General features: G+C 63.5%; 17 protein-coding genes and 2 pseudogenes. 12 read left to right on the forward strand and 7 right to left on the reverse strand.

Annotated elements, in window-relative coordinates:
• Positions 1-2: 2 nt before the first annotated feature.
• From ACS4RS_RS24940 to ACS4RS_RS24975, 8 genes and pseudogenes are all read left to right on the forward strand, one after another.
• Positions 3-1,136: an ABC transporter permease subunit gene (locus ACS4RS_RS24940; RefSeq protein ID WP_439012756.1), complete on the forward strand. Its 1,134-nt coding sequence runs from the start codon at positions 3-5 to the stop codon at positions 1,134-1,136.
• A complete protein-coding gene (locus ACS4RS_RS24945) occupies positions 1,126-2,172 on the forward strand; it encodes an ABC transporter ATP-binding protein (RefSeq protein ID WP_449314072.1) in 1,047 nt (348 codons plus the stop codon). The genes ACS4RS_RS24940 and ACS4RS_RS24945 overlap by 11 nt, the downstream gene beginning before the upstream one ends.
• Positions 2,172-3,230 (forward strand): oligopeptide/dipeptide ABC transporter ATP-binding protein, encoded by a 1,059-nt coding sequence (locus tag ACS4RS_RS24950; RefSeq protein ID WP_439012758.1) that lies wholly within the window; start codon positions 2,172-2,174, stop codon positions 3,228-3,230. The genes ACS4RS_RS24945 and ACS4RS_RS24950 overlap by 1 nt, the downstream gene beginning before the upstream one ends.
• A complete protein-coding gene (locus ACS4RS_RS24955) occupies positions 3,230-4,063 on the forward strand; it encodes a 5-deoxy-glucuronate isomerase (protein WP_439012759.1) in 834 nt (277 codons plus the stop codon). Before ACS4RS_RS24950 ends, ACS4RS_RS24955 begins: the two co-directional genes overlap by 1 nt.
• A 44-nt stretch (positions 4,064-4,107) precedes the next feature.
• Positions 4,108-5,978 (forward strand): annotated as a pseudogene (locus tag ACS4RS_RS24960) (GH39 family glycosyl hydrolase).
• Positions 5,979-5,989: 11 nt separating this feature from the next.
• Positions 5,990-6,807 (forward strand): annotated as a pseudogene (locus tag ACS4RS_RS24965) (sugar phosphate isomerase/epimerase family protein).
• Positions 6,808-6,811: 4 nt separating this feature from the next.
• The gene (locus ACS4RS_RS24970) at positions 6,812-7,828 is read left to right on the forward strand and encodes a hydroxyacid dehydrogenase (RefSeq protein WP_439012762.1); all 1,017 of its coding nucleotides are present in this window, start codon (positions 6,812-6,814) and stop codon (positions 7,826-7,828) included.
• Between the two features lie 2 nt (positions 7,829-7,830).
• Positions 7,831-9,246 (forward strand): mandelate racemase, encoded by a 1,416-nt coding sequence (locus ACS4RS_RS24975; protein ID WP_439012763.1) that lies wholly within the window; start codon positions 7,831-7,833, stop codon positions 9,244-9,246.
• Between the two features lie 585 nt (positions 9,247-9,831).
• Here ACS4RS_RS24975 and ACS4RS_RS24980 read toward each other — a convergent pair.
• A complete protein-coding gene (locus ACS4RS_RS24980) occupies positions 9,832-12,984 on the reverse strand; it encodes an efflux RND transporter permease subunit (protein ID WP_439012765.1) in 3,153 nt (1,050 codons plus the stop codon).
• Positions 12,984-14,057 carry an efflux RND transporter periplasmic adaptor subunit gene (locus ACS4RS_RS24985; RefSeq protein ID WP_439012766.1) on the reverse strand — a complete coding sequence of 358 codons (1,074 nt, stop codon included), beginning with the start codon at positions 14,055-14,057 and terminating at the stop codon, positions 12,984-12,986. The genes ACS4RS_RS24980 and ACS4RS_RS24985 overlap by 1 nt, the downstream gene beginning before the upstream one ends.
• Positions 14,058-14,403: 346 nt before the next feature.
• On the opposite strand from ACS4RS_RS24985, the gene ACS4RS_RS24990 reads away from it, so the two are divergent.
• The 4 genes from ACS4RS_RS24990 (at position 14,404) to ACS4RS_RS25005 (ending at position 19,032) form a co-directional block, all read left to right on the forward strand.
• Positions 14,404-15,090 (forward strand): response regulator, encoded by a 687-nt coding sequence (locus ACS4RS_RS24990; RefSeq protein ID WP_439012767.1) that lies wholly within the window; start codon positions 14,404-14,406, stop codon positions 15,088-15,090.
• Between the two features lie 2 nt (positions 15,091-15,092).
• Positions 15,093-16,382, forward strand: coding sequence for an ATP-binding protein (locus tag ACS4RS_RS24995; protein WP_439012768.1), 1,290 nt, complete (start codon positions 15,093-15,095; stop codon positions 16,380-16,382).
• Positions 16,383-16,657: 275 nt separating this feature from the next.
• Positions 16,658-17,140, forward strand: a complete 483-nt coding sequence (locus ACS4RS_RS25000; protein ID WP_439012769.1) for a CBS domain-containing protein — start codon at positions 16,658-16,660, stop codon at positions 17,138-17,140.
• 440 nt (positions 17,141-17,580) lie between these two features.
• Positions 17,581-19,032: an efflux transporter outer membrane subunit gene (locus ACS4RS_RS25005; RefSeq protein WP_439012770.1), complete on the forward strand. Its 1,452-nt coding sequence runs from the start codon at positions 17,581-17,583 to the stop codon at positions 19,030-19,032.
• A 10-nt stretch (positions 19,033-19,042) separates the two neighbouring features.
• Here ACS4RS_RS25005 and ACS4RS_RS25010 read toward each other — a convergent pair whose 3' ends face one another.
• The 5 genes from ACS4RS_RS25010 to ACS4RS_RS25030 are packed head-to-tail and all read right to left on the reverse strand — an operon-like array spanning position 19,043 to position 24,953.
• Positions 19,043-19,879 carry an aldolase/citrate lyase family protein gene (locus ACS4RS_RS25010; protein WP_439012771.1) on the reverse strand — a complete coding sequence of 279 codons (837 nt, stop codon included), beginning with the start codon at positions 19,877-19,879 and terminating at the stop codon, positions 19,043-19,045.
• On the reverse strand, positions 19,876-20,328 hold the full coding sequence (locus ACS4RS_RS25015; protein ID WP_439012772.1) for a MaoC/PaaZ C-terminal domain-containing protein: 453 nt from the start codon (positions 20,326-20,328) through the stop codon (positions 19,876-19,878). The genes ACS4RS_RS25010 and ACS4RS_RS25015 overlap by 4 nt, the downstream gene beginning before the upstream one ends.
• Entirely contained in the window at positions 20,328-22,193 is a 1,866-nt protein-coding gene (locus tag ACS4RS_RS25020) for an ATP-binding protein (RefSeq protein ID WP_439012773.1), read from the reverse strand. Before ACS4RS_RS25020 ends, ACS4RS_RS25015 begins: the two co-directional genes overlap by 1 nt.
• A 7-nt stretch (positions 22,194-22,200) precedes the next feature.
• On the reverse strand, positions 22,201-23,811 hold the full coding sequence (locus tag ACS4RS_RS25025) for a carboxyl transferase domain-containing protein (protein ID WP_439012774.1): 1,611 nt from the start codon (positions 23,809-23,811) through the stop codon (positions 22,201-22,203).
• Complete coding sequence (locus ACS4RS_RS25030; RefSeq protein ID WP_439012775.1) at positions 23,808-24,953, reverse strand: isovaleryl-CoA dehydrogenase; 1,146 nt, start codon at positions 24,951-24,953, stop codon at positions 23,808-23,810. Before ACS4RS_RS25030 ends, ACS4RS_RS25025 begins: the two co-directional genes overlap by 4 nt.
• Positions 24,954-25,101 lie beyond the last annotated feature (148 nt).

Here is a 25,101-nt window from a genome sequence, read left to right on the forward strand (position 1 = left end):
ATATGACCGATCAAGCCATCGCGCTATCGCCAGAACCGATCAGAAATACCGCCGCCGCCGCCGGCCAGTGGAAGCTCATCTGGTGGCGTTTCTGCCGCCACCGGCTGGCGCTGGCGGCAGGCGTCGTCATCGTGCTGATTTATCTGGTCGCTCTCTTTGCCGAGGTTCTCGCCCCGGTTTCGTCGCAAACCTACGATTCCCGTTACACCTATGCGCCGCCCCAGCAGCTGAGATTTGCCGGCTACGACGCGGCGGGGGGATTTCACCCGCTCTATGTCAACGGTTATTCGATGAAGATCGATCCGATCGCGCTCAGCCGCAATTACGTGCCCGATCCGGCCGTTGTCATTCCCGTCGGCCTCTTCGTCAAAGGCGAGCCTTACCGGCTCTGGGGGCTGTTCGATCTGAACCGCCACCTGATCGGCCCCGTCGAGGCGGGCAAGCCGTTCTACCTGTTCGGCGCCGACCGGCTGGGCCGCGACGTCTTCAGCCGGACGGTGCACGGCACCCGGGTTTCGATGTCGGTCGGCCTCATCGGTGTGGCGATCAGCCTGATCCTCGGCATCATCCTCGGCGGCATCTCCGGCCTCTATGGCGGCTGGGTAGACGACGTCATCCAGCGCTGCATCGAGCTCATCAACTCGATCACGACCATTCCGCTGTGGATGGGGCTTGCGGCTGCCGTTCCGATCAGCGCCGATCCGATCCTGGTCTATCTCTGGATCACCGTCATCCTGTCGCTGATCGGCTGGACTGATCTGGCGCGAGTGGTGCGCGGACGTTTCCTGTCGCTGAAGACGGAAGATTTCGTCATCGCCGCCCATCTCGATGGCTGCTCGCGGATGCGCATCATCTGGCGGCACATGGTGCCGTCCTTCATGAGCCACATCATCGCTTCGGTGACGCTTGCCATCCCGACGATGATTCTCGCCGAAACCGCGCTTTCCTTCCTCGGCATCGGCTTGCGTCCGCCTGTCGTGAGCTGGGGTGTGCTGCTTCAGGAGGCGCAGAACATTCTCGCGGTTTCGAGCGCGCCCTGGCTGTTTCTTCCCGGCCTTGCGGTGATCGTCACCGTGCTCGCCCTCAATTTCCTCGGTGATGGATTACGCGATGCTGCAGATCCCTATGAATACTGATTCCCATTTCGCCGCCGGCGGCGGGCGCGCCGATCGCGACTCGCTGATCGAGGTCGACGAGCTCAGGACCCATTTCTTCGGCGGCGCGGGCACGGTGCGGGCGGTCGACGGCGTCTCCTTCTCCATCCCCCGCGGCAAGACGGTCTGCGTCGTCGGCGAATCCGGTTCGGGTAAGAGCATCACCGGCCGCTCGATCCTCAACCAGGTTCCGCGGGGCGGGCGGATCGTCTCGGGCGCAATCCGCTACCGGCCCGATCCGGCAGCTCCCGCCATCGATCTCGCCTCGCTCGATCCGCGCGGCCGCAACATGCGGGCGATCCGCGGCGCCCAGATCGGCCTGATCAGTCAGGAGCCGACGGCGGCCCTGTCTCCCGTCCATACGATCGGCAACCAGATGGTGGAGGTCATCCGCCTGCATCTCAAGATGGGAAAGAAGGAAGCGCGCGAACATGCGATCGAGACGCTGGCGCTCGTCGGCATTCCAAGGCCGGCCGAGCGCATGGAAAGTTATGCCTTCCAGTTTTCCGGCGGCATGCGCCAGCGCGTCTGCATTGCGCTGGCGCTCGCCTGCCGCCCCAAGCTCCTGATCGCCGACGAGCCGACCACGGCGCTCGATGTGACCACCCAGGCCAATATCCTCGATCTGCTCGCCTCGCTGCAGGCCGAATTCGGGCTCTCGGTGCTGTTCGTCACCCATGATCTCGGCGTCGTCGCCGAGATCGCCGACGAGGTCGTCGTCATGTATGTCGGCCGGGTGGTGGAGGCGGGTGATGTCGACACGATCTTCCACGCACCGGTTCATCCCTACACCAAGGCCCTGCTGCAATCGGTGCCGCGCCTGCACGGACAGCCGAGCGAACGGCTGGCGACCATCGAAGGCATGGTGCCCTCGCGTTTCGACCGGCCCGAAGGCTGCAGCTTTCATCCCCGATGCCGAGAGGCGAGGGCGGGCCTCTGTGACCGCGAGGATCCGCAAGCCGTCCTCATCGGCAAGGGGCACGTCGCCAGCTGCCTGCTTTACGAGGGAAGACAATGATGGCCGATATTATGACGCAACCAAGCCCGCTCCTCGAACTGAACGATCTCAGGATGCATTTCCCCATTCGCAAGGGCGCGTTCCGGCGCGTGGTCGGGCATGTCAAGGCGGTCGACGGCGTCTCGCTTCGTGTCGAGGACGGCGAGACGCTCGGCATCGTCGGGGAATCCGGCTGCGGCAAGTCGACGCTTGCCCGCACCGTGCTGCGCATCTACCAGCCGACCAGCGGCGAAATCCGCTATCGCGACCGCAGCGGCGGCACGGTGGATCTCGCGGCCCTGTCCGGGTCCGCCCTCAAGGAAATCCACCGCGACCTGCGCATCGTCTTTCAGGATCCGCAATCCTCGCTCAATCCGCGTCTTCCCGTCATCGACATCATCGGCGAGGTGCTTGTTGTCAACGGTATCGCCAAGGGCCTGGAGCTCGAGCACCGGGTCGCCGAGCTGATGCAGAGCGTCGGCCTGCGGCCCGAATATATGCGCCGTTATCCGCATGCCTTCTCCGGCGGCGAGCGCCAGCGCATCGGCATTGCCCGGGCACTGGCGTCCAATCCGCGCCTGGTGATCGCCGACGAAGCCGTCTCGGCGCTCGATGTCAGCGTCCAGGCGCAAACCATCAACCTCTTGCAGGACCTGCAGGAACAGTTCGGCCTGACCTATCTCTTCGTCGCCCACGACCTCTCGGTCGTCCGGCACATCTCCGACAACATCGCCGTCATGTATGTCGGCCGGGTCGTCGAAAAGGCGCCGACGGAGCAGATCTTTTCGCATCCGCGCCACCCCTATACCGAAGCGCTGCTCTCGGCGGTGCCGATCGCCGATCCGAGGCTGCGCCGCCACGGCCGGCGCATCCGGCTGGCTGGCGAGGTCGCCGACCCCGCGCATGCCCCACCCGGCTGCGCCTTTCATCCGCGCTGCCGCTACGCCACCGCGCTGTGCAGGCAGGAGGTGCCGGCTTTGCGAACCGTCACCGCCGGCGGACATGCGGTGGCCTGCCATCACGCCGAAACCCTGACCCTCAACCCTTTCGCCGACCGTACCGTTGCGGAGTTCAATTGATGCCCGAATTTATTCCACACTCCGAGCAGCGTCCCATTGTGGATACCTCCTCCAGGACGCTCGATCTCATCTATTTCGACCTCGCCACGCTTCCGGCCGACGGCCGGGACACGCGGCGGCTGCCCTTGCACGAGAGCCTCTACGTCGTGCTGTCGGGGCAGGTGGATATCGAGGTGGATGACATCAGCTTCGAAGCTGTGGGCCGGCGAGCCGATATCTGGGGAGGCGATGCGGATTCGGTTTACGCGCCCGTCGACGCCAATGTCCGGATATCGGCCCGTGGCGGCCCGGCGGAAGTCGCCATCGCCGGCGGCCTCTGCGAGACGCGTTACGTCCCGTTCCGGGTCACGCCCGACGAGGTCGACGCGGTCAATGTCGGCTCGCCCGACACGCATAGCCAGCGTCGGATCGCCCACCTGCTCGGCCAACGCCAGAACGGCCGCTGCGGAAACCTGCTGGTGAGCGAACTCTATGCCGGCGAGGGCTGCTGGTCGGGCTATCCTCCCCACAAGCACGACACCGAAGACGGCGATGCCGAGACCCTGCACGAGGAGCTCTATCACTACCGTTTCCAGCCGGAGACCGGCTTTGGCAGTCAGATCACTTATGATGACGACGGTCCGGTCAAGATCCTCATGACCCGCAACGGCGATACTGTCCTGGTCGACCGCGGCTACCACCCGACTGTCACCTCGCCCGGGCATCGCGGCTATATCTTCACCATCCTTGTCGGCAAGCACCGCCGCGGGCTGATCCAGCGCTTCGACCCCGCCCATCAACATCTGGCCAAGACCATCCCCGGCATCGATGTAATGCGCGAAAAGTTTAAATAATCCGGCTTTGCGCTGCCAGCCTTTCCCTTCAAGGAGAACGATCCATGCGTGAACGGACGCGAATAAATGTTGATGCCAGCCAAACGGTGCGCCCGTTCGACCGGTTCTGGCGCGGCACCGGCTTTTCGCCTGCCGAGCTGCTGCTCGAACCCGAGATGCGCCAGATGCTTGCCTATATCGGCGGCCTGCCGAACGAGGGCATCCGCTATTTGCGGGTCCACTACCTTTACAATCTGCTGCGCGCCACCGGCGGCACGGGCGGCTACGACTGGTCGCTGCTCGACCGTGCGCTCGACGTGATGATCGAACACCGCCTGAAGCCGTTCTTCGAGCTGATGGGCAATCCGTCCGGCCTGTTCACCAATTATGAGGACATGGACCAGGTCAGGCGCTGGCGGGATCTGGTGACAGCGACGGTGGACCGCTACGGCGCGCGCTACGGCATGGACGAGTTGCGCACATGGTATTTCGAAACGACGAACGAGGCCGACTCCGGCTGGTGGACTTACGGGATCAAGGGCTACACCAATTATTACGATGCCTGCGCCGCAGGCCTCGACGCCATCGATCCCGGCCTGCCGATGGGCGGGCCGGGCACTGCCCGCACGCTCTCGCCGATCTTTTGCGCCCTGATGGCCCATTGCGACAGCGGCACGAGCAACCTGACCGGCGATGGCCCGCCGCGCATCGACTACATCTCGATCCACGAGAAGGGCGTCAACGGGAGCAAGGACGATCTGACGCCGAAGACGAACGCCATCGTCGATCGCACGCTTCTCGTCGTCGATTATCTGAAAGAGCATCATCCGCGGCTGGCGGGCCTGCCGATCATCAACGACGAATGCGATCCGCAGCTGGGCTGGAGCGATCATCACAGCTGGCACGGCAAGGCCTATTACGCCGGGATCATCGCCCGCATCATCGAGCAGCACGACCGGCGCATCATTGCCCCGAAAGTGGCGAATTTCACCTTCCTCAGCAATGACCACGCCTTTATCGGCGGCTGGAGCCAGCGCACGATCTTTGCCTATTTCGGACAGCGCAATTTCACCAAGGCGCAGTGGGAGCACAAGACCGATCTGGGAAAGCTGGTGACCGACATCGACAGTGCGCCGCCCTTCGACATCATCAAGAAGCCCGGCCTCACATCGATGGAGCTGCTGGCGACGCTCGGCGATACCGTCTGCAAGGTGACGGCCGAGCCGCCGCTGACGCCCGATCAGGATGGCCTGGCGATCCTGCCGACACGGCTGCCGGGCGGCGGTGTTTCCATCAGCCTCCTCCACAGCGTCGATGCCATCAACCGTTCGGGCCGGACCGCCGTCCGCCTGGAGGTCGACGGGCTCGCTCCCAGCCGCCATGCGCTCTGCCTGCTGCGCATCGACGAGGAATTCACCAATCCGATGGAGGTCTGGGAAGGTCAGCGCGACGAAAGCAATCCGCGCGGACCCTTCGAGCCGGTCGGCGCGCCGCCAGTTCCTGATGAAGCGCAGTTTGCCGAACTGCGCCGCGCCCAGGAGCCGGCCTTGCTGCATCCGATCAGCACCGTCGCCTGCGACGACGGCCGGGTCAGTGTCGATCTCGACGTGCCCTTGCCGTCGCTGACGCAGGTGCTCGTCGTTCCCGATATCGGCGCACCGCCGGCAGCCCCCACCGGTCTCGTCGTCGAGCGCTACCTCGGCTTCGGCGGCCGGGAGGAGCGCATGCTGTTCTGGGCGGCCGGCGATGCGAGCCCCCCGCCATCTTCTACGATGTCCTCACCAGCACCAGCGGCGAGGCTTTTGAAAAGGTCAGTCCGGCGCCGCTGCTCTCGACGGCATTCCTGCACATGTCGCCGCCGGAGGGCGCGCGCTATGCGGTGCGCGCCCGCGATGCCTTCGGCCGCCACAGCGAGCTCTGTGTTTCCAGTCGATGAGCAGGGATATCATGGATATCGCCTATTTCACCAAGACCCTCGAAGGTCTGCCGCTGAAGACGGCGGCGGAGATCACGGCCGGCCTCGGGTTCGACTGTGCCGATCTTCTCGTTCGCGACGGCCATGCCGTTTCTCCCGAACGGCCGGAGGAAATCGTCAAGGCCGCAAAGCTCTTTGCCGCAGCCGGCCTCCGCATCCCGATGGCGACCATCGATTCCACGCGGCCCGACGCTGCTGCGTCGCGCCTTCTCGGCTTTTGCAGCGAGGCTGGCATCGGCCAGGTCCGGCTCGGCTTCTGGCGTTATGATCCGTCCCGGCGCTGGAAGGTGCAGGTCGATGAGGCACAGCGTGACCTCGATGGTTTCGAGCGTCTCGCCGAACGCTTCGCCGTCAAGTTGACGATCCAGCTGCACGGCGGGACCCTGCACAGCTCCGGCGCGCTGGCGATGCAATTGCTGGCCGGGCGCGATCCCTTAGGATCGGCGCCTATCCCGATCCGGCCAACCAGATCATCCGCGAGGGAAGCGAGAACTGGCGTCTGACCCTCGACCTTCTCGACCCGTGGTTCTGCTGCATGGGCGTCAAGAATTGCGGCTGGTTTCCCGGCGCCTATGGGGCGCAGGGCCAGCGTGCCTGGCATTCGGACTGGTACGGGCTCGACGATGGCATGGTGCCCTGGAACGACATCATCCCGCATCTCACCGCCACCGGTTTTGCCGGGGTGCTCTCGATGCATTCCCAATACCGGATCCCCCGGGAACAGGCGCTCGACAAGGCCCGCGCCGATCTCGCCCATCTCAGGCGCCTGATCGCCGCAGTGAAAGAGTAGAAGCATGAGCAAACAAGCACCCGTCATTGCCGTCCTTTTGACCGAAAAGACCCGCCGCATGATGCTGGACGATGCGGCGACCGCTGATTTGAATGCGCTGGGCGACGTGCGCTGGCCGGCCGGCGCCACGATCGATGCCGCCGATGTCGAGCGGCTGCTGCAGGGCGCCACGGCCTGCCTGACCGGATGGGGCACGCCGTCCTTCGATCCCGCCGCGCGTCAGCGCCATCCGCAACTTGCCCTCGTCGCCCATTCGGCCGGCAGCGTCCGCACGCTCGTTCCCGCCCGGCTGTTCGACGACGGCCTTCGTGTCAGCCATGCCGCCTCGAAAATCGCCGCCTCGGTTGCCGAGTTCGTCGTCGCCGAAGCGCTGCTCGCCATGCGCGGCATTCACCGGCTGCATCATGCATTGCGCGGCGGCGGCGAATGGCTCGATGTTCGCGCCGCCGTGCCGCAAAGGTTGCTCGGCGCCAGAACGGTCGCCATCATCGGCGCCGGGTATGTAGGGCGGGCGGTCATGCGCCTGCTCGTGCCATTCGGTTGTCGCGTGCTGGTCGTCGATCCCTATCTCAATGACAGCGAGGCCGCAGCACTCGGCGTCGTCAGAACGGGACTGGACGATGCGCTGGCGCAAAGCGATGTGATTACCCTGCATGCGCCCGTTCTGCCGGAAACGCGCCGCATGATCGGCGCCCGCGAACTGGCGCTGTTGCGCCCCGGCGCATTGTTCATCAATACGGCGCGCGCAGACCTAGTCGATGAGGCGGCATTGCTCGCCGAGATCCGGTCCGGCCGTATCGAGGCCGCTCTCGATGTCTTCGACAAGGAGCCGCTGCCGTCGGACAGCCCGTTCCGCGACTCGGCGCTTGCCAATGTCACGATTTCACCGCATGCCGCCGGCCACACCGAAGAGGCGCATTTCGCCCAAGGCCAAGCCATGGTGGACGAGATCGGCCGGCTGCTGCGCCGGGAACCGCTCCAACACGAAGTGTCGCGCGCCATGCTCGACCGGATGGCGTAAACATGGACGGAAAGATCGGAGGTTCCGTGACGGCGCCGCGCATCAGAATTGTCGAGATCGACGCCTTCGAGCGCGATACCCGCCTGCGCCTGCCGTTCCGCTTCGGCGCGGCAACCCTCGAAAACGCACCGCAGGCCTTTCTCAGGGTGCGTGTCGAGGATGAGAAGGGAAAGACGGCCGTCGGCGGCGCCGCCGAAATGATGGTGCCGAAATGGTTCGACAAAAATCCGGCACTGACGCCGGCGCAGAATGTCGATCAATTGCGCGGTTCGATCCGCGATGCAGCCGCCGCGTCGCTCGAAGCGTCGGCGCCGACGACATTGTTTGCCGCCGCCCGGCTGAACGAGATGGAAACCGTGTTGCGCCTGCCCGGAAATCCGTTGGCGGCCGGCTTCGGACCTTCGCTTATCGCCCGCGCAGCACTCGATGCCTATTGCCGTCTTGCCGGCATTTCCTTCTTCGATGCGGTGCGTGGCAACTTGGTCGGCATCGGCGGCCCGATGCTGCCCGGCGATATCGATGCGCATGCCGCTTCGGCAACGCTTGCCGGCCTTCGCCCCGCCGGTTCGATCTCGGCCCGGCATACGATCGGGCTGCTCGACCCGATGACCAAGAGCGATATCGTCCATCCCGTTGATGACGGTCTGCCGGAAAGCCTCGAGGCGGTGATTGCGCGCTATGGCAACCACTGGTTCAAGATCAAACTTTCTGGCGAGGTCGATGCCGATCTTGACCGGCTGGTGCGAATTGCCGCGGTGCTGGACCATCTGCCCGATTACCGGGTGACGGTCGATGGCAATGAGCAGTTCGCCACTGCCGAACCGCTTGCCGACCTGCTGGCGCGCATGGCGGCGATACCGCGGCTGGCGCGGCTGCGTGCGGCCATTGCCTTTATCGAACAGCCGTTCTCGCGCGCGATCACCATGCAGACGCCACTTGGGGCTCTGGCGGCGGAGTTGCCCTTCCTGATCGATGAGAGCGACGATGGCGACGAGGCTTTCGCCCACGCCCGTGAGCTCGGCTATACCGGCGTCTCCTCGAAGACCTGCAAGGGCATCTACCGCTCGCTCCTCAAAGCGATCCGCATCAGGACGACAGGCGTGCCGAACCTGTTCCTCTCCGGCGAGGACCTGACCTGCCAGGCCGGGCTTGCCGTGCAGCAGGATCTGGCGCTGGTTTCGCTGCTCGGCCTCTCCCATGTCGAGCGTAACGGCCATCACTATGTGGCCGGCATGCAGGGTGCGCCGCAGGCGGAGATGGCGCGTTTTGCTTCTGCCCACCCGGATATTTACGAGCAGGGTGCCGAAGGACCGCTGCTGTCGATCCGCGACGGAAGGATCGCTATCGCTTCGCTCGGGGGGATCGGCTACGCCAGCAGCGCCTTGCCCGATTTCGAGGCGATGAAGCCGCTTTCGTGAGCGCGCTATCAATCACCCCGTCCCACCAATTGAAATGTCTTCCGACAGAGCATCGCGTTCTTTGCGTAGGCTCTCCGCACGGCCTGGCTGTATCGCTTCACTCAGAAAATGAGAGATCAAGACGTAATTATCTTGGACGCTAAGTAGAAGAACTTTGGCGATCTTATAGTCGTAGAATTTCGAGTTAAACTGACGCGCCCGCCGCGAAATCGCGGCGAGTATGACTCTCCCCTCCGCAAAGCGGCCAAGCAGAATATTTCGATATGCCTTGGACACACGGCACTCCGGATTGAGCTGAGGTCGACCGATGATAACTGTGCGGATGTCAAGCGCAGTTAAGGAAGTGTAAAGTTTGGTAAAGGTTCTCGCGACGACGCGCGCGAGCTGCGCTGCTGCCGATCGAGACGGGGAAACTGGTGATCGCACTAGCGTTTCCAGAAGATGCAGGACGCGCAGGCGGCATGATGCCGCCTGCGTGGGAACACGTCCCGCGGTCTTGTTCCGGGGGAGGGGAACGCGACCGAAGAGGGTGCCGTCGCCGGCCTTGCGCGGTGGGGCAGCGTCTGCCCAATCACCTGTGGGGCATCATCTCTGAGCTTGTCCCCGTTTCGAAATCTCGGGCTGAAAGGCGATCGCCGCGTGATCGTTGGACGCATGCGGTTTATCCCCGGCAAGGTCCTCGGCCAGTCCGATCCGACGCAGAGCCCGTTTGAGGATCTGTTCGAGATCGTCGACGAAGGTGAAGATGACGGGGATGACGATGAGGCTGAGCAGCGTCGACATCACTACGCCGCCGATAACGACGATTGCCATCGGCTGGCGGAAGCTGGAATCGCCGCCCATCAGGCTGAGTGCCGCCGGCAGCATGCCCGAGGCCATGGCGATGGTGGTCATGACGATCGGCCGTGCGCGTTTGTGGCAGGCATCCACCAAGGCGTCGAATCTCGACATGCCCCGCTGACGCGACATGATCGCATATTCGATGAGCAGGATGGAGTTCTTCGTCACCACGCCCATCAGCATGAGCAGGCCGATGACAACAGGCATGGAGAAGCTCGTTCCGGTCACCACCAGCGGCACCAACGCGCCGCCGAGCGAGAGCGGCAGCGCCATCAGAAGCGTGAGTGGCTGCAGGAAATCGTGGAAGAGCAGCACCATGACCGCATAGATGCAGAACACGCCGATCGCCATCGCCAGCCCGAAACTCTGGAACAGCTCCGAACTGCGCTGAAGTTCGCCCTGGTTGACCAGGGTGACGCCCGAGGGCAGATGACGAAGTGCTGGCAGCGCCTGCGCTTCGCGGTTGACGTCGCCGAGGATGCGGCCGTTGAGCTCGACGGAAAGGGTGACATTACGCATCCGGTCGATCCGGTCGATCTCCGACGGGCTGCCGCCGATCCTCACATCGGCGATCGATCCGAGATCGACGTTGCCGTTGGTTCCCGCCACCCGCATGTTCTTGATGTCGTCCAGATTGGTGCGCGCCTCGGGCGAGAAACGGACGACGATCGGAATCTGCCGCTGAGGCAGGTTGAGCTTCGGCAGGTCGGCCGAATATTCGCCGTTGGTCGCCACGCGCACGGCCTCGGCGATGGCGCTCGACGTGACCCCGAGTGCGGCGCTGCGCGCAAAGTCGGGCGTGATCTGGATCTCGGGCGCCTGTCTGGCTGCAGTCGATGTCACAGCTCCGATGCCCTGCAGTGAGCGGAGCTGCTCCTCGAGCGCCGTACTGGCGCTGTCGAGGACATTTGCATCGTCGCCAGCCAGCGTGATCTCGAGTTTCGTGCCATTGCCGCCGCCGCCGACCTCCACACGCACGCCGGGAAGGACCGAAAGCGCCTGCCGGATGTCGTTTTCGATTTCCGATTGCTTGCGATTGCGCTCGTCGATGGGCGGCAGCACGGCAACGATCGTCGCCGATCCGACATCGCTCGTGGTGCCGGCGTCGGGACCGCCGCCCGAGGACACCGAACCGACTGCGGAAAAGACACGGGTCACGTCGGGAAGCTTGCCTATGATATCCGCGGCCTTCCTGCTGGTGGCGTCGGTCTGCTCGATGGTGGCGCCCGGCTGCATGGTCAGCGTGATCTGGGTCCGCGCGTCGTCGGACGCGGGCAGGAAGCCCGATTTCAACAGGGGAATGGTCGAAAGCGAGAGCGCGACGACGACGGCGGTGACGGCCACGGTCGTCTTCCTGCGGTGCATGGCGGCCTTCACGATTGATATATAGGCACGCATGATCCGGCCGTCCTTTTCCTCGGTCGGATGGGCCTTCATGAAATAGGCGGCCATCATCGGCGTCAGCAGACGCGCGACGACGAGCGAGGCAAGGACGGCGACGGCAGCGGTGATGCCGAACTGGCGGAAAATAAGGCCCGTTATCCCGCTCATGAACGCCGTCGGCAGGAAGACCGAGACCAGCGTGAAGGTGGTTGCGATAACGGCAAGTCCGATCTCGTTGGCCGCTTCGAGGGCGGCATCGATCGGTCGCTTGCCCATCTGCAGGTGGCGGGCGATGTTCTCGATCTCGACGATGGCATCGTCGACGAGAATGCCGACCACGAGCGACAGCGCAAGCAGCGTGACGATATTCAGGCTGAAGTCGGCGAGATACATGACAAGGAAGGTCGGTATGACGGACAGGGGCAGCGCTACGGCCGAGAGGATCGTCGCCCGCCAGTCCCGGAGGAAAAGCCAGACGACGATGATCGCAAGGATCGCCCCTTCGTAGAGCATGTGCATCGAGCCATCATAGTTGCCGATGATCGGGCCGATCGTGCTGTAGGCCTCGTCGATCTCAACGTTTGAATGCTTGCCGGCGAACTCCCTGATCGCCTGGTCGACATCGGCGGCGACACCGCTGTCGGAAAATCCGTTCGAGCGCTTGATCTCGACCGCGATCACCGGCTTGCCGTCGAGATAGGCCATCGAGGAGCGCTCGGCGAAGCTGTCGCTGATGGATGCGACGTCATCAAGGCGAACCTGCTGGCCGTTGGCGAGCGGGATTTTCAGCCCCTTCAGCGCCTCGACCGATGGCACCGCGCCGAGCGTGCGCAAGGTCTGGCGGGTACCGCCGATTTCGCCGAGGCCGCCAGACGTATCCGTTTGCACGGCCTTGAGCTGCGACGATACGGTGGCGGCGGTGACGCCGAGCGACGCCATCGTCGTAGGATCGAGATCCACGTGCACCTCGCGGTCGATCCCGCCGATGCGGTTGACTTGCCCGACACCCGGCACCGAAAGCAGCGCCTTGGTCAGATCATTGTCGACGAACCAGGAAAGCTCGGTCTCGTTGAGAGCGGTCGAGCCGACGGCATAGGTGACCAGCGCGGAGCTCTGTACAGTGACCTTGGTGACGCTTGGTGTTTCCATCTGCGCCGGTAGGTCGCCCTTGACGCTGTCGACGGCATTGCGGACTTCGTTCAGGGCCGTTTCGCTGTCTTTTTCCAGCTTGAAGGACACCTTGACCGAAACGGTGCCGTCCGTGATCGTCGTGGTGATGTGATCGAGATAGCTGAGCGCGGCAAGACTGTCCTCGATGGTGCGGGCAACCTCCGTTTCGAGCTGCGTCGGCGCCGCGCCATCGAGCGTCGCGGTGACATTGATCGTGGGAAGATCCATGTCGGGGAAATTCTGGATCGGCAGCTGCTTGAAGGCCAAGAGCCCGCCGGCTGTCAGCATCACAAACAGCAATATCGCCGGTACGGGATTGCGGATCGACCAGGCTGAGAAGTTCATCAGTTCGTCTCCGCAATCTTCACGAGGTCGTTGTCGGACAGGAACGCGCCGCCCGAGTTCACCACTTTCGCCGAGCGATCGATGCCGGAGACGATTTCAACCTCGCCATTGTTGCGGCGGCCGGTTTCCACCCTGACCTTTTTGACCCGCTGATCCTCACCTGAAGTGAAGAGGTAACTGATGCCGTCCCGGAACACGATCGCCGTCTCGGGAACGGTCAGCGCCGGCGACGTCTGCAATTCGATATTGCCGGTGACATAGAGACCGGTGCGCAGCCGGACGTCGGTGGGAAGCGCCACATAGACGATTGCCCGGCTGGTATCGGTGCTGACCGAAGGCCCGACAAGTCTCACCTTGCCGTCGATGACCTGGCCGTCCGGTCCGTTGATCCTGACGCTCAAGCCTTCCGAAATGCGCGGGAGATAGCGTGCTGACACTTCGGCCTGCCATTCGACACGCTGCTGGCGAACCATGCGGAACAGCTCGGTGCCGGCAGAGACGACGGCGCCGAGATTGGCGGAACGCGACGTGATCACCCCGTCGTCGACGGCCGTGATTGTCGTCTGCGCAAGCTTGATCTTTTCGCTGTCGAGCGCGGCTTCTTCGGATGCAAGACTTGCCGTTGCCGTCTGCTCGTCGGCCAGATATTCGACGATCTTCTCGTCGGAAAGCGCGCCGGAAGGTTGCAGCTGCCGCGCCCGGTCGGCATTGGCATTGGCCTTCGACAGACTTGCCTTGGCGTTCTCGACGGCGGCCTCCTGCTTGCGAAGATCGGCAAGCACGCCCTCCTGGGAAAGCCGGACGAGCGTCTGTCCCTTCGTGACCACGGAGCCGACGTCGACCAGGACATCGGTTATGCGCAGGCCGCCGGTTTCGGAGGCGATGATTGCTTCCTGCCAAGGCTTCAGCCAGCCGCTTGCCGGAACGGTCTCCGGCCAGTCCCGCTGCACCGGCGTCGTCAGGGAGACGGTAAGAGCAGGTGCTGCCGCCTGTTCGGCGGCTGCATTGCACAGGGGGAACAAAAGCGCGGCCGCAACGAGAGCGGCGGCGCCTAGCCTGGATGGTTTTCTCAACGATCACTCCTTGTGGTCAAAGGCGTCGCTGCCTTTTCCCGATCCGCGATCAACTCGATGACGGATTGCGGCTCATGCACGGCAATCCGATCCCGGCTCGCGTCGATGTCATGGCAGGATAAGTAACGGGGCGAACGTTAAGTGCGGTCAAGTTAGTGTTAAGTTGGGTAAAACCTGGCCGCTTGAGCGTGCATGTGCTGTATGGCTGCCGGGATTTGAGCATGATGCCGAAAAGTATGAGCGGTTTTCTCAAGACATCATGCTCTAACTCTTTAATGTAGAACAGGATTCAGATTTTAGGCGGACCCGACCTGAAATCATCCTGTTCTAATGACGGACGAAGTGAATGAACAAGGTTCTCCTCATCGACGACGATGCCGAGCTGACGACGCTTCTGCAGGAATATCTCATCGAAGAAGGGTATGACGTCATAACCGATACCGACGGTCGCGCCGCCATTGCCGCGGCCGCCGGCAATACGGTCGATATCATCGTTCTCGACATCATGATGCCCCGGATGAACGGGATCGAAGTTTTGCAGAGGATCCGGAAACTGAGCCAGGTCCCCGTTCTGATGCTGACCGCAAGAGGCGATGACGTGGACAGGATATCCGGCCTCAATCTCGGTGCCGACGATTATGTGCCGAAGCCATGCTCGCCGGGTGAATTGGCGGCGAGGCTGCGCGCCATCCTGCGCCGCGCGGGGCAGCCGGCAGCCGGCGCATCGACCGACACGATCAGGGCGGGGCAGCTGGTGATCCACTCCGGCAGCAGAAGTGCTGAATGGCGCGGCGAGACCTTGGAGCTGACCGGCACCGAATTCAGCCTGCTCGAGGTTCTCGCCCGCAGCGCCGGCCAACTGGTGTCGAAGCAGGATATTTCAAAGCGGGCCTTCGGCAAACCGCTCACGCCGTTCGACCGGCGTATCGACGTCCATATCAGCAGCGTTCGCCAGAAGCTCGGGCTGCGGGAGGACGGACAATCCTGGATCCAGTCCGTTCGCGGTCAGGGCTATCAACTTCTCGTGGACTGACCATGCCCCGGCTTTTCTGGAAATTCTTCAGGATCATCTGGCTGACGCTGGCGGCAAGCCTCGCTGTCATCATCCTTATCGTCAAACTGCTTCAGGCGGTTCCCTTCGCGGGCGAGCTCGAACAGGAGCGGCGGACGATCGTGCTGAACCTGACCGCAAATATTCTGGTTCAGGATGGCGAAGACGCCGCTGCCCGTTTTGTCAGCACAAGCGAGAAGACGCAGCCGCTCGGCCTCAGCCTTTCGAAACCTGCGGAAGCCGATGCCTGCGCTGCTAAGAACACGGTGACCACCCGATCCGTGCTGAAGGATGGCGTCTGCTACCGGCTTTCCGTGTCGGCCCCGGCCAGTTCCATCTTCGACAATCTTGGCCCGTTCATGCCGTGGTTCACCATCCTGATCTCCAGCACGATCGCGGCCGGCGCGCTCGCCCGATATCTCATTCGCCCCGTCGTGCATCTGCGCGACGGCTTGAGCGCGCTTGCCCATGGCCGCTTCGGTTTTCGCATCGGCGACAAGATGGCTGGCCGAAAGGATGAGGTGACGGCGCTTGCCTATGATTTCGATGCGAGCGCCGCCCGGCTTCAGGAACTCCAGGATGCGCAGCAGAGGCTGTTCCATGATGTCTCCCACGAACTGCGTTCGCCTTTGTCCCGCCTGCAGGCTGCCGTCGGCGTTCTCAGGCAAAGCCCGGCCAAACTCGGCGCCATGCTCGACCGTATGGACCGGGAAGTCGAACGGCTCGATACGCTGGTCGGCGAGGTTCTGACCCTCGCCAGGCTGACGGCGGGATCCGGCCGGCCGCTGAAGACGCAGACCCTCGACGTCATCGAGCTGCTGAATGAAATCCTCGGCGATGCGGCATTCGAAGCCCAGGCCCGCGAGGTGACGATCACGACGAGTGTCGACGGCATCTTCCGGGCCGAGGTCGAAGGCGAACTGATCTACAGGGCGCTCGAAAACGTCGTCCGCAACGCCGTCAAATATACGGCCGAGCATTCGCGCATATCAGTATCCTGCGAGGTAGGGTCCGACCGCCTTACGATCCGCGTTGGGGATCAGGGGCCAGGTGTCGGCCGGGACGAACTCGAACGTATCTTCCAGCCGTTTTCCCGCGGCAAAGACGCCGTGCCGAGAGGCGGATACGGACTAGGCCTTGCCATCACCCGGCAGGCGATCGAGCGTCATGGCGGGCGCGTGCATGCCTCGCTGCCGGAGGCCGGCGGCCTGGCGATCACGCTGGAGCTTCCGAGGCGCCCGATGCCCTACGGTTCGGCCGACGAACAGGCCTGAGGACCAATCGACGAAGCGTGAGGCGGTGGTCGCCCATTCCGAAGTAAAAACGACGGGCGCGAGGGAGCGGGCGGCGAAGCTTTACTTTTCAAACTTCGCGCCGGATGTTCCGCGTTACCGACATGGAGCGTTTACCATCATCAGTGACAACATCACCATCGGGGGGCGCGATGGTCGCGAAGGGCGGCAACCGCGCCATCGCGCATTGCGCTACGTCAAGGCGGCCGCCAAGCCGGTCCGGTATTGTGCATGCTCTTCTAGCTGGAGCCTTACACATGACGATCCCCGCCAAGTCGGTGATGACAACAGATTTAGTTACGGTGTCGCCTGGGACCACCGTGGCCGAGGCGGCCCGCTGCATGCTTATCCATCACGTCACCGCCGTACCGGTGGTGGATGCCGATAACCGGCCGCTTGGATTGGTCAGCGAAGGCGACGTGATGCGCCACTTCGGCGCGCAGTTTCAAGGTGCGCGAGCGCAATGGCTACGCATGCTGGCGGAAGGCGAGACGCTCGCCCCGGAGTTCCTCGCCGAAATCCGCCTCAACCAGCAACACGTCCGCGAGATTATGCACACGGCCATCATCTCTGCTGATGAGGAAGCCTCGCTTGCGGAGTTGGCCGATCTGATGCTGAAACATGGGATCAAGCGCGTCCCTATCCTGCGTGACGGCGTGTTGGTTGGCATCGTCAGCCGCGCCGACGTGGTTCGGGCCGTCGTCGAAAAACTGGACGATTTGCTTGAGCCGACGGACTAGCACCGGAAGCTGGTCGGCCGGACCCCATCATCCGCCAGCGCAGCGGCCGGTCGGCGACCAAGAGCAGCGGGGCACGCCCTGATGCCTTTTATGTTGAGCAGCATCTGCTTTGTCGATTTGAGGCGATAGTTCGCTGGTACAAGGCGGGCAGCACCCGGGAGCCGCTCGACGATCTGACCGACGAGGAGATCGCGACTAAGCTGCCGGTGCATCTTCGCTATCTTCCCGACGCGCTCGCGGCATGAATGAGAAAATGGCGGTGCCTTCCTTCCATCCGGGCTCGATGCAGCTCTTGCTCATCGAGGACGAGGCCGCGCAGCTCTGCTGAACCGAGATGTGCGACGGAACTCGGATTTTACCTAACTTTACAGTTTCTTAACCGCCATTAACGCTGGTCTCGCTAAGCCTGAACCCACGATCCCGGTTCAGAAGGCTCGCCCGTGAGTACGTCGCTTCGCACAAGACTATCATCCCTCCGCTACGCCGCATCCGCACTGACACTTCTGTTGACAGGCTGCGTCAGCGGCCCGGATCATGTTCCCCCGCAAATGCCGCTTCCGGCCAAATTTGAAGAGGGGAGCAATAAGAGCAACGGCAATGTCGTGACGGCCGAGTGGTGGACGGCTTATCGCGACAAGCGGCTCGACGGCCTGGTGGCGCATGGCCTTAGCGAGAACCTCGATGTTCTGCAGGCGCTCGAAAGCATCAACTCGGCCTCTGCCAACGTCACCGTCGCCGGCGCCGGCGGCCTGCCGAGCCTGACGGTCGATGCTTCGCACACATTATCCGGCGAAAAGGGCCGGCTGCGCACGACGGTCGGCACCACGAACACGACGGGCGGGGAGGCCAGCCTCTCCTGGCTGCTCGATTTCTTTGGCCAATATCGTCGCTCGAAGGAGAGCGCAATTGCCTCGCTCGGAGCCGCCTATGCGACGGCCGATAACGCCAAGCTCACTTTTCTGAAAGATCTCGTCGAGAGCTATATCGACGCCCGTTATTACCAGGAGCGCATCGCTCTTTCGCAAGCGAGTGTGAAATCCCGCCAGCAGACCTACGAATTGACGCAGCTGCAGCTCAAGGCCGGCGCGGCCTCCCGCCTCGATGTCGTTCAGGCCGAAGGCCTGGTGCAGTCGACGAAGGCCGATATTCCCGGGCTGGAAAAGAGCTTCACGGAATCGGCCCATCACATTGCCACGCTGCTCGGAATGCCGGCATCTTCGCTGATGGGTGAGCTTCAAAAGAGCGCCGGGCAACCGGTCTTCCGCGGTGACATGCGCGCCGGCATTCCCGCCGATCTGATCCGCAACCGTCCCGATATTCGCAAGGCCGAACGCGACCTGGCGGCTGCCGTTGCCGATATCGGCGCAGCCGAAGCCCAGCTCTACCCGTCGATCTCGCTCTCCGGCTCGATCTCGCCGAGCTGGGTCAAATCATCGGGCGCCAAAGGCGCAAGTCTGACCAGCTGGTCGTTCGGACCCTCGCTCAACCTGCCGATCTTCGACGGCGGCACGTTGCGCGCCAATGTCGATATCGAGAAATCCGACGCGAAAACCCAGTATCTTGCCTGGAAGGCGGCGGTGCTGAACGGCGTCGAAGAGGTCGAAAACGCGCTGACGGCGGTGCGCCGCGACACGCAGACGCTGGAGCCGCTGCGCCGGCAGGTCCAGACGTCGCAGGAATCGCTGGCGCTTTCGACCGCGAGCTACAAGGACGGCGCTTCGTCACTGCTCGATGTCCTGGAGGCGCAGCGTTCGGTCTCCGATGCCGAGGCAAGCCTTGCCGCCACAGTGCAGCAAGTCGCCAAGGACTATGTCGACCTTTACGTCGCCATCGGCGCCGGTTACCTCGAGCCGCAGCAGGTCGCCTTCAAGCCGACCGCAAAGTCGGGCTGATCGGCGGAGGCTATTGTCCAGCGCTCTTCAGAAGGCGGAGCGCGAGCTTGAGATGCGGCAGGTCAAGCATGCGCCCGTCAAGCTGGATGACGCCGGCGTCGGGCCTGGCGGCGAAGGCGGCGACGACTTTCTCGGCCCAGGCGATTTCGGACGCATCCGGCGTGAAAGCGTGGTTGATCGTCTCGATCTGGCTCGGATGGATGGCCATCATGCCGGAAAAACCGTCGCGCCGACCGCGGCCGGCATAGGCCCTCAGACCGTTGTGATCGCGGAAATCGGGATAGACGGTTTCGATCGCCGGAACGGCGGCGGCTTGCGCTGCAAATAGCGTGAGTGAGCGGGCAAGCTCGTAAGGCGGCGTATAACGGCCGTCGGTCCTCCGCGCGGTCGTAGCCCCCATCGCGGCCGGCAGGTCCTCGGCACCCCAGGTCAGGCCGCAGAGGCTGGCCGACACCTCCCGGTAGCTGCCGATCTCGAAGATGGCGGCCGGCGTTTCCGTCGCGATTGGCAGGATGGGAATAGCCGATGCGAGCGAGCTTGCGAGCTTCAGCACGGAAGCGGCGCCTTCGGCCTTCGGCAGCATGAGCGCTAAAGGATGGAGGCCGGTCAGGGCGGCAAGATCGTCTTCGAATTCAGGCGAGGCGAGGGGATTGATGCGGATCAGGAGAGCGGTCTCGCCGGAATGGCGCAGGGCGAATTCGTGCACGCTTTCGCGTGCCCTCGGCTTATTCGCAGGCAAAACCGAATCTTCAAGATCGAGAATGACGGCATCGGCGCCCGAGGCGAGCGCCTTTTCGAAACGTTCCGGCCGGTCCCCGGGCGCAAAGAGCAGCGAGCGCAGCCTCACGACATCTTCACCTTCAGCATCGCCGTGCGCAGGCACTGACAGACGATCTCATCGCGCTGGTTGAGGGTGATGTGCCGGAAGGTGGCGATGCCGGCGTCGGTGCGGGAGTTCGAGCGGCGCAGTTCCGTCACCTCGGTTTCTACCCGCAACGTATCGCCGATGAAGACCGGTTTCGGCATCGTCACCTTGTCGTAGCCGAGATTGGCGACGAGCGTGCCGAGCGTGGTGTCGCCGACCGAAAGGCCGACGGTGAGCGCAAAGGTGAAGGTGCCGTTGACGACGATCCGGCCGAATTCGGTGCCGGCTGCATATTCGGCATCGAGATGCAGCGGCTGCGGATTATGCGAGAGCGTCGAAAACAGCAGGTTGTCGGTCTCGGTAACCGTACGGCGGATTTCGTGGGCGATGCGGTCGCCGACCGTCCACTCGTCGAAATAACGGCCGGCCATCACTCCTCTCCCTTCATGACGCTGGCGACCAGCTGATTTTCCGAAACCCTGGAACCCGGGGAAACCTGCAATTTACCGACGATGCCGTCGAAGGGCGCCCGCAGCGAATGTTCCATCTTCATGGCTTCGACCGTCAGCAGGCGGTCCCCCTTGGCGACTGGATCGCCCTCGGCGACATCTACCGAGATGACGAGGCCGGGCATGGGCGACAGGATGGCGCCGTCGCCGACGCCGTGATTTGCCTCGATTTCGCTCGCGCGCGGCAGGCCGATCGGCCAGGCATTGCCGGCATCGAAGAGCACCATCGTTTCGTCGATCTCGACGGTATTTGCTTCGAGGCCGGCGCGCGCACGTCCCCAATGGAGATGACCGTCGATGCGCACGCGCACGCGGCTGTCGCTCGTCGCAGCGATGCGGAAGCCGGAAAGTGCGGACCAGGGATCGCCATCCATGCTCTTCGAAAGTGCCGTGGCTGCTCTGTCTATGACAGTTTCATCCGGCTCGCTCGCCACAAGGCTTTCGCCGTGGCGGTCGAGGAAGCCGGTATCGATCCGTGCGGCGCGAAACTCAGGGTCGGCGGCGATGCGGGCGAGAAGGCCGGCATTCGATCTGACCGGCCAGACCTCGATGCCGGCGCAGGCGGCTGCGAGCTTCGACAGCGCTGCCTCACGGTTCGGCCCATGCGCGATGATCTTGGCAATCATCGGATCGTAGAAGGCGGTGATCTCATCGCCCGCATCGACGCCGCTGTCGACGCGGACGGACGTCGGGAGTTTGAGATGTTCGAGCCGGCCGGTCGAAGGCAGGTAGCCGGCCGCGGGATTTTCGGCATAGAGCCGGGCTTCGAAGGCCGAGCCGTTGACGGCGATCTCGTCCTGGCTTTTCGGCAGGGGCTCGCCGCTGGCGACCTTCAACTGCCAGAGCACCAGATCCTCGCCTGTAATCGCCTCGGTAACGGGATGTTCCACCTGCAGCCGCGTGTTCATTTCCATGAACCAGATGCGGTCGGCATGCAGGCCGGAGGAGGCGTCGGCGATGAATTCGATGGTGCCGGCGCCGACGTAGTTGACTGCTTTTGCGGCCTTTACCGCGGCATCGCAGATCGCCGCCCTAGTGGCGGCATCGAGACCCGGGGCAGGAGCTTCCTCGATGACCTTCTGATGCCGGCGCTGCAGCGAACAATCGCGCTCGAAGAGATGAACGCAATTGCCGAGCTGGTCAGCGAAGACCTGAACCTCGATATGACGCGGATTGGCGATATAACGTTCGATGAGAACGCGGTCGTCGCCGAAGGAGGCCGCTGCCTCACGGCGACAAGAGGCGAGAAGCTCGGCGAAATCCTGCGCGCGGTCGACGCGGCGCATGCCTTTGCCGCCGCCGCCTGCAACCGCCTTGATGAGCACGGGATAACCGATGGCATCGGCTTCGGCTGCAAGCCTTGCATCGCTCTGGTCCGACCCGAGATAACCGGGGGTGACGGGCACACCGGCCGCCTGCATCAATTCCTTCGCTGCGTCCTTGAGCCCCATGGCGCGGATGGCAGCCGGGGGCGCGCCGACCCAGACGATGCCGGCCTTCTCAACCGCTTCGGCAAATTCGGCATTTTCCGACAGGAAACCGTAACCGGGATGGATGGCGGCAGCGCCGCTCTTCCGGGCGGCCTCCAGGATGCGTGCTTCAGAGAGATAACTTTCGCGGGCCGGCGGCGGTCCAATGGTGATTGCCTCGTCCGCTTCTCTGACGAAGGGCAGGCCGGCATCGGCCTCGGAATAGACTGCGATCGTGCGGATGCCGAGCATCTTTGCCGTGCGGATGATGCGGCGGGCGATCTCGCCCCTGTTGGCGATGAGAAGGCTTTCCATCATCGCCGCCTCACATCCTGAACAGGCCGAAGCGCGGCCCTTTCGGGATCGGCGCATTCAGGCAGGCGGAAAAGGCAAGGCCGAGCACATCGCGCGTCTGGCGCGGGTCGATGATGCCGTCGTCCCAAAGCCTTGCCGTCGCATAATAGGGATTGCCTTCAGCTTCGTAACCGGCCCGGATCGGCGCCTTGAAGGCCTCTTCCTCGTCGGCCGGCCAGTCCTCGCCGCGCGCCTCCATCGCGTCGCGGCGGATGGTGGCAAGCACGGAGGCTGCCTGTTCGCCGCCCATGACGCTGATGCGGCTGTTCGGCCAGGTGAAGAGGAAACGTGGGCGGTAGGCGCGGCCGCACATGCCGTAATTGCCGGCGCCGAAGCTGCCGCCGATAATGACGGTGACTTTCGGCACGGTCGCGGTCGCAACCGCCGTCACCAGCTTTGCCCCATCCTTGGCGATGCCGCCGGCCTCATAGCGACCGCCGACCATGAAGCCGGAGATATTCTGTAGAAAGAGCAGCGGCACGCGGCGCTGGCAGGCAAGCTCGATGAAATGCGCGCCCTTCAGGGCGCTTTCGGAAAACAGCACGCCGTTATTGGCGATGACGGCGACCGGCATGCCCCAGATGCGGGCAAAGCCGCAGACGAGCGTCGTGCCGTAGAGCGGCTTGAACTCATGCAGTTCCGAGCCGTCGACGATCCGGCCGATCACTTCGCGCACGTCATAGGGCGAGCGCACATCATCCGGAATGAGGCCGATGAGATCCTCGGGATCGAGTTTCGGCGGGCGCGGCGGCTGGACGTCGATATCGACGGATTTGACGCTGTTGAGGCTGGCTGCGATATCGCGCACCAGGAGCAGCGCATGTTCGTCGTTCTCGGCGACATGATCGACGACGCCGGAGCGGCGGCCATGGGTCTCGGCGCCGCCGAGTTCTTCAGCCGAGATGATTTCGCCTGTGGCGGCTTTGACCAGCGGCGGGCCGGCGAGGAAGATCGTGCCCTGATTGCGCACGATGACCGTTTCGTCGGACATGGCCGGCACATAGGCGCCGCCGGCGGTGCAGCTTCCCATCACGCAGGCGATCTGTGGGATTCCCTCGGCCGACATTTGCGCCTGGTTGTAGAAGATTGCACCGAAATGGTCACGGTCGGGGAAGACCTCGGCCTGATGCGGAAGATTGGCGCCGCCGCTATCGACCAGATAGAGACAGGGCAGCCGGTTCTGCAGGGCGATCTCCTGCGCCCGCAGATGTTTCTTCACCGTCAGGGGGTAATAGGCGCCGCCCTTCACCGTCGCGTCATTGGCAACGATCATCACCTCGCGGCCGGAAACGCGGCCAATGCCTGATATGATGCCGGCGCCCGGCGCCTCGTCGCCATACATGCCGTTGGCGGCCAGCGTGCCGATCTCCAGGAAGGGGCTGCCGGCATCGAGGAGCACCTGTATCCGGTCGCGCGGCAGGAGTTTGCCCTTGCTTGAGTGGCGCTCGCGTGCCGATTGCGATCCGCCCTCGCGCGCTTTCGCCGAAAGCGTTTGCAGCTCGTCTACCAGGGTTCTGTTCTTGACGGCATTGGCCTTGAAGCTGTCGCTGTCGCGGTCGATCGCAGTCGAAATCACCGTCATGACGCAATGAGCTCCCGGCCGATCAGGTAGCGGCGGATCTCGTTGGTGCCGGCGCCGATATCATAGAGCTTGGCATCGCGCAGGAAGCGCTCGACCGGCCATTCCGTGGTATAACCGGCGCCGCCGAGCGCCTGGATCGCCTCCAGCGAAACCTTCACCGCATTCTCGCTGGCAAAGAGGATCGCGGCGGCCGCATCGGTGCGTGTCGCCCGGCCGGCGTCGCAGGCGCGGGCGACGGAATAGACATAGGCGCGGGCCGAATTCAGCGCGACATACATGTCGGCGATCTTGGCCTGCATCAGCTGGAAATCGCCGATCGGTTTGCCGAACTGCTTGCGATCGCGCACGTAGGGCAGCACGACATCGAGGCAGGCCTGCATGATGCCGAGCGGGCCGCCGGCAAGCACGGCGCGCTCGTAATCGAGGCCGGACATCAGGATTTTCACGCCTTCCCCCTCCCGGCCCATCAGCGCCTCGGCCGGTACCTCGCAGTCCTGAAACACCAGCTCGGCCGTGTCGCTGCCGCGCATGCCAAGCTTGGAGAGTTTTCTGGAGACGGTAAAACCGGGCAGGCCTTTTTCGATGATGAGGGCGGAAATGCCCTTCGGACCAGCCGCCGGATCGGTCTTTGCATAGACGACGAGCACGTCGGCATGCGGCGCATTGGTGATCCAGAACTTGGTGCCGTTCAGGATATAGCGGTCGCCCTTTTTCTCGGCCCGTAGGCGCATCGAGACGACATCGGAACCGGCGCCGGCCTCCGACATCGCGAGCGAGCCGACATGTTCGCCCGAGATCAGCTTCGGCAGATGGCGGTGTTTCTGTTCCGGCGAGGCCCAGCGGCGGATCTGGTTGATGCAGAGATTGGAATGGGCGCCGTAACTCAAGCCCACCGAGGCCGAGGCGCGGGAGACTTCCTCCATGGCGACAACGTGTTCGAGGTAACCGAGACCGGCGCCGCCGAATTCTGCCTCGACGGTGATTCCATGCAGGCCGAGCGCCCCCATCTGGGGCCAGAGCTGGCGCGGAAACGTGTTGCTTTCGTCGATCTCCGCAGCCAGCGGAGCAATATGATCGGCCGCAAACCGGGCCGTCGTTTCACGGATCGCGTCCGCGGTGTCGCCGAGCGAAAAATCAAACATGGCACTCCTCCCGCTAAAATATGTAGCGCGGGTTGCGGAAGGTTCAAAGTGTCCTTGATTGTGATGCGGGTGAGAGCCTTCGCATGATACGGACGCCATTTTCTTGAAAATATGGGAAATATGGAATATATGGAATTAAAGCCGGAGG

This window comes from Rhizobium sp. F40D2 (assembly GCF_051810745.2).
In the GTDB taxonomy this organism is placed as follows: domain Bacteria; phylum Pseudomonadota; class Alphaproteobacteria; order Rhizobiales; family Rhizobiaceae; genus Rhizobium.

Bases quoted from the DNA above. Each gene is read 5' to 3' on its own strand.
- ACS4RS_RS25030 (WP_439012775.1), bottom strand. From the start codon at position 24,953: ATGTTTGATTTTTCGCTCGGCGACACCGCGGACGCGATCCGTGAAACG.
- ACS4RS_RS24990 (WP_439012767.1), top strand. From the start codon at position 14,404: ATGAACAAGGTTCTCCTCATCGACGACGATGCCGAGCTGACGACGCTT.
- ACS4RS_RS24945 (WP_449314072.1), top strand. From the start codon at position 1,126: ATGAATACTGATTCCCATTTCGCCGCCGGCGGCGGGCGCGCCGATCGC.
- ACS4RS_RS24995 (WP_439012768.1), top strand. From the start codon at position 15,093: ATGCCCCGGCTTTTCTGGAAATTCTTCAGGATCATCTGGCTGACGCTG.
- ACS4RS_RS25000 (WP_439012769.1), top strand. From the start codon at position 16,658: ATGACGATCCCCGCCAAGTCGGTGATGACAACAGATTTAGTTACGGTG.
- ACS4RS_RS24970 (WP_439012762.1), top strand. From the start codon at position 6,812: ATGAGCAAACAAGCACCCGTCATTGCCGTCCTTTTGACCGAAAAGACC.
- ACS4RS_RS25015 (WP_439012772.1), bottom strand. From the start codon at position 20,328: ATGGCCGGCCGTTATTTCGACGAGTGGACGGTCGGCGACCGCATCGCC.
- ACS4RS_RS24955 (WP_439012759.1), top strand. From the start codon at position 3,230: ATGCCCGAATTTATTCCACACTCCGAGCAGCGTCCCATTGTGGATACC.
- ACS4RS_RS24950 (WP_439012758.1), top strand. From the start codon at position 2,172: ATGGCCGATATTATGACGCAACCAAGCCCGCTCCTCGAACTGAACGAT.
- ACS4RS_RS24980 (WP_439012765.1), bottom strand. From the start codon at position 12,984: ATGAACTTCTCAGCCTGGTCGATCCGCAATCCCGTACCGGCGATATTG.
- ACS4RS_RS24975 (WP_439012763.1), top strand. From the start codon at position 7,831: ATGGACGGAAAGATCGGAGGTTCCGTGACGGCGCCGCGCATCAGAATT.
- ACS4RS_RS25025 (WP_439012774.1), bottom strand. From the start codon at position 23,811: ATGACGGTGATTTCGACTGCGATCGACCGCGACAGCGACAGCTTCAAG.
- ACS4RS_RS25020 (WP_439012773.1), bottom strand. From the start codon at position 22,193: ATGATGGAAAGCCTTCTCATCGCCAACAGGGGCGAGATCGCCCGCCGC.
- ACS4RS_RS24940 (WP_439012756.1), top strand. From the start codon at position 3: ATGACCGATCAAGCCATCGCGCTATCGCCAGAACCGATCAGAAATACC.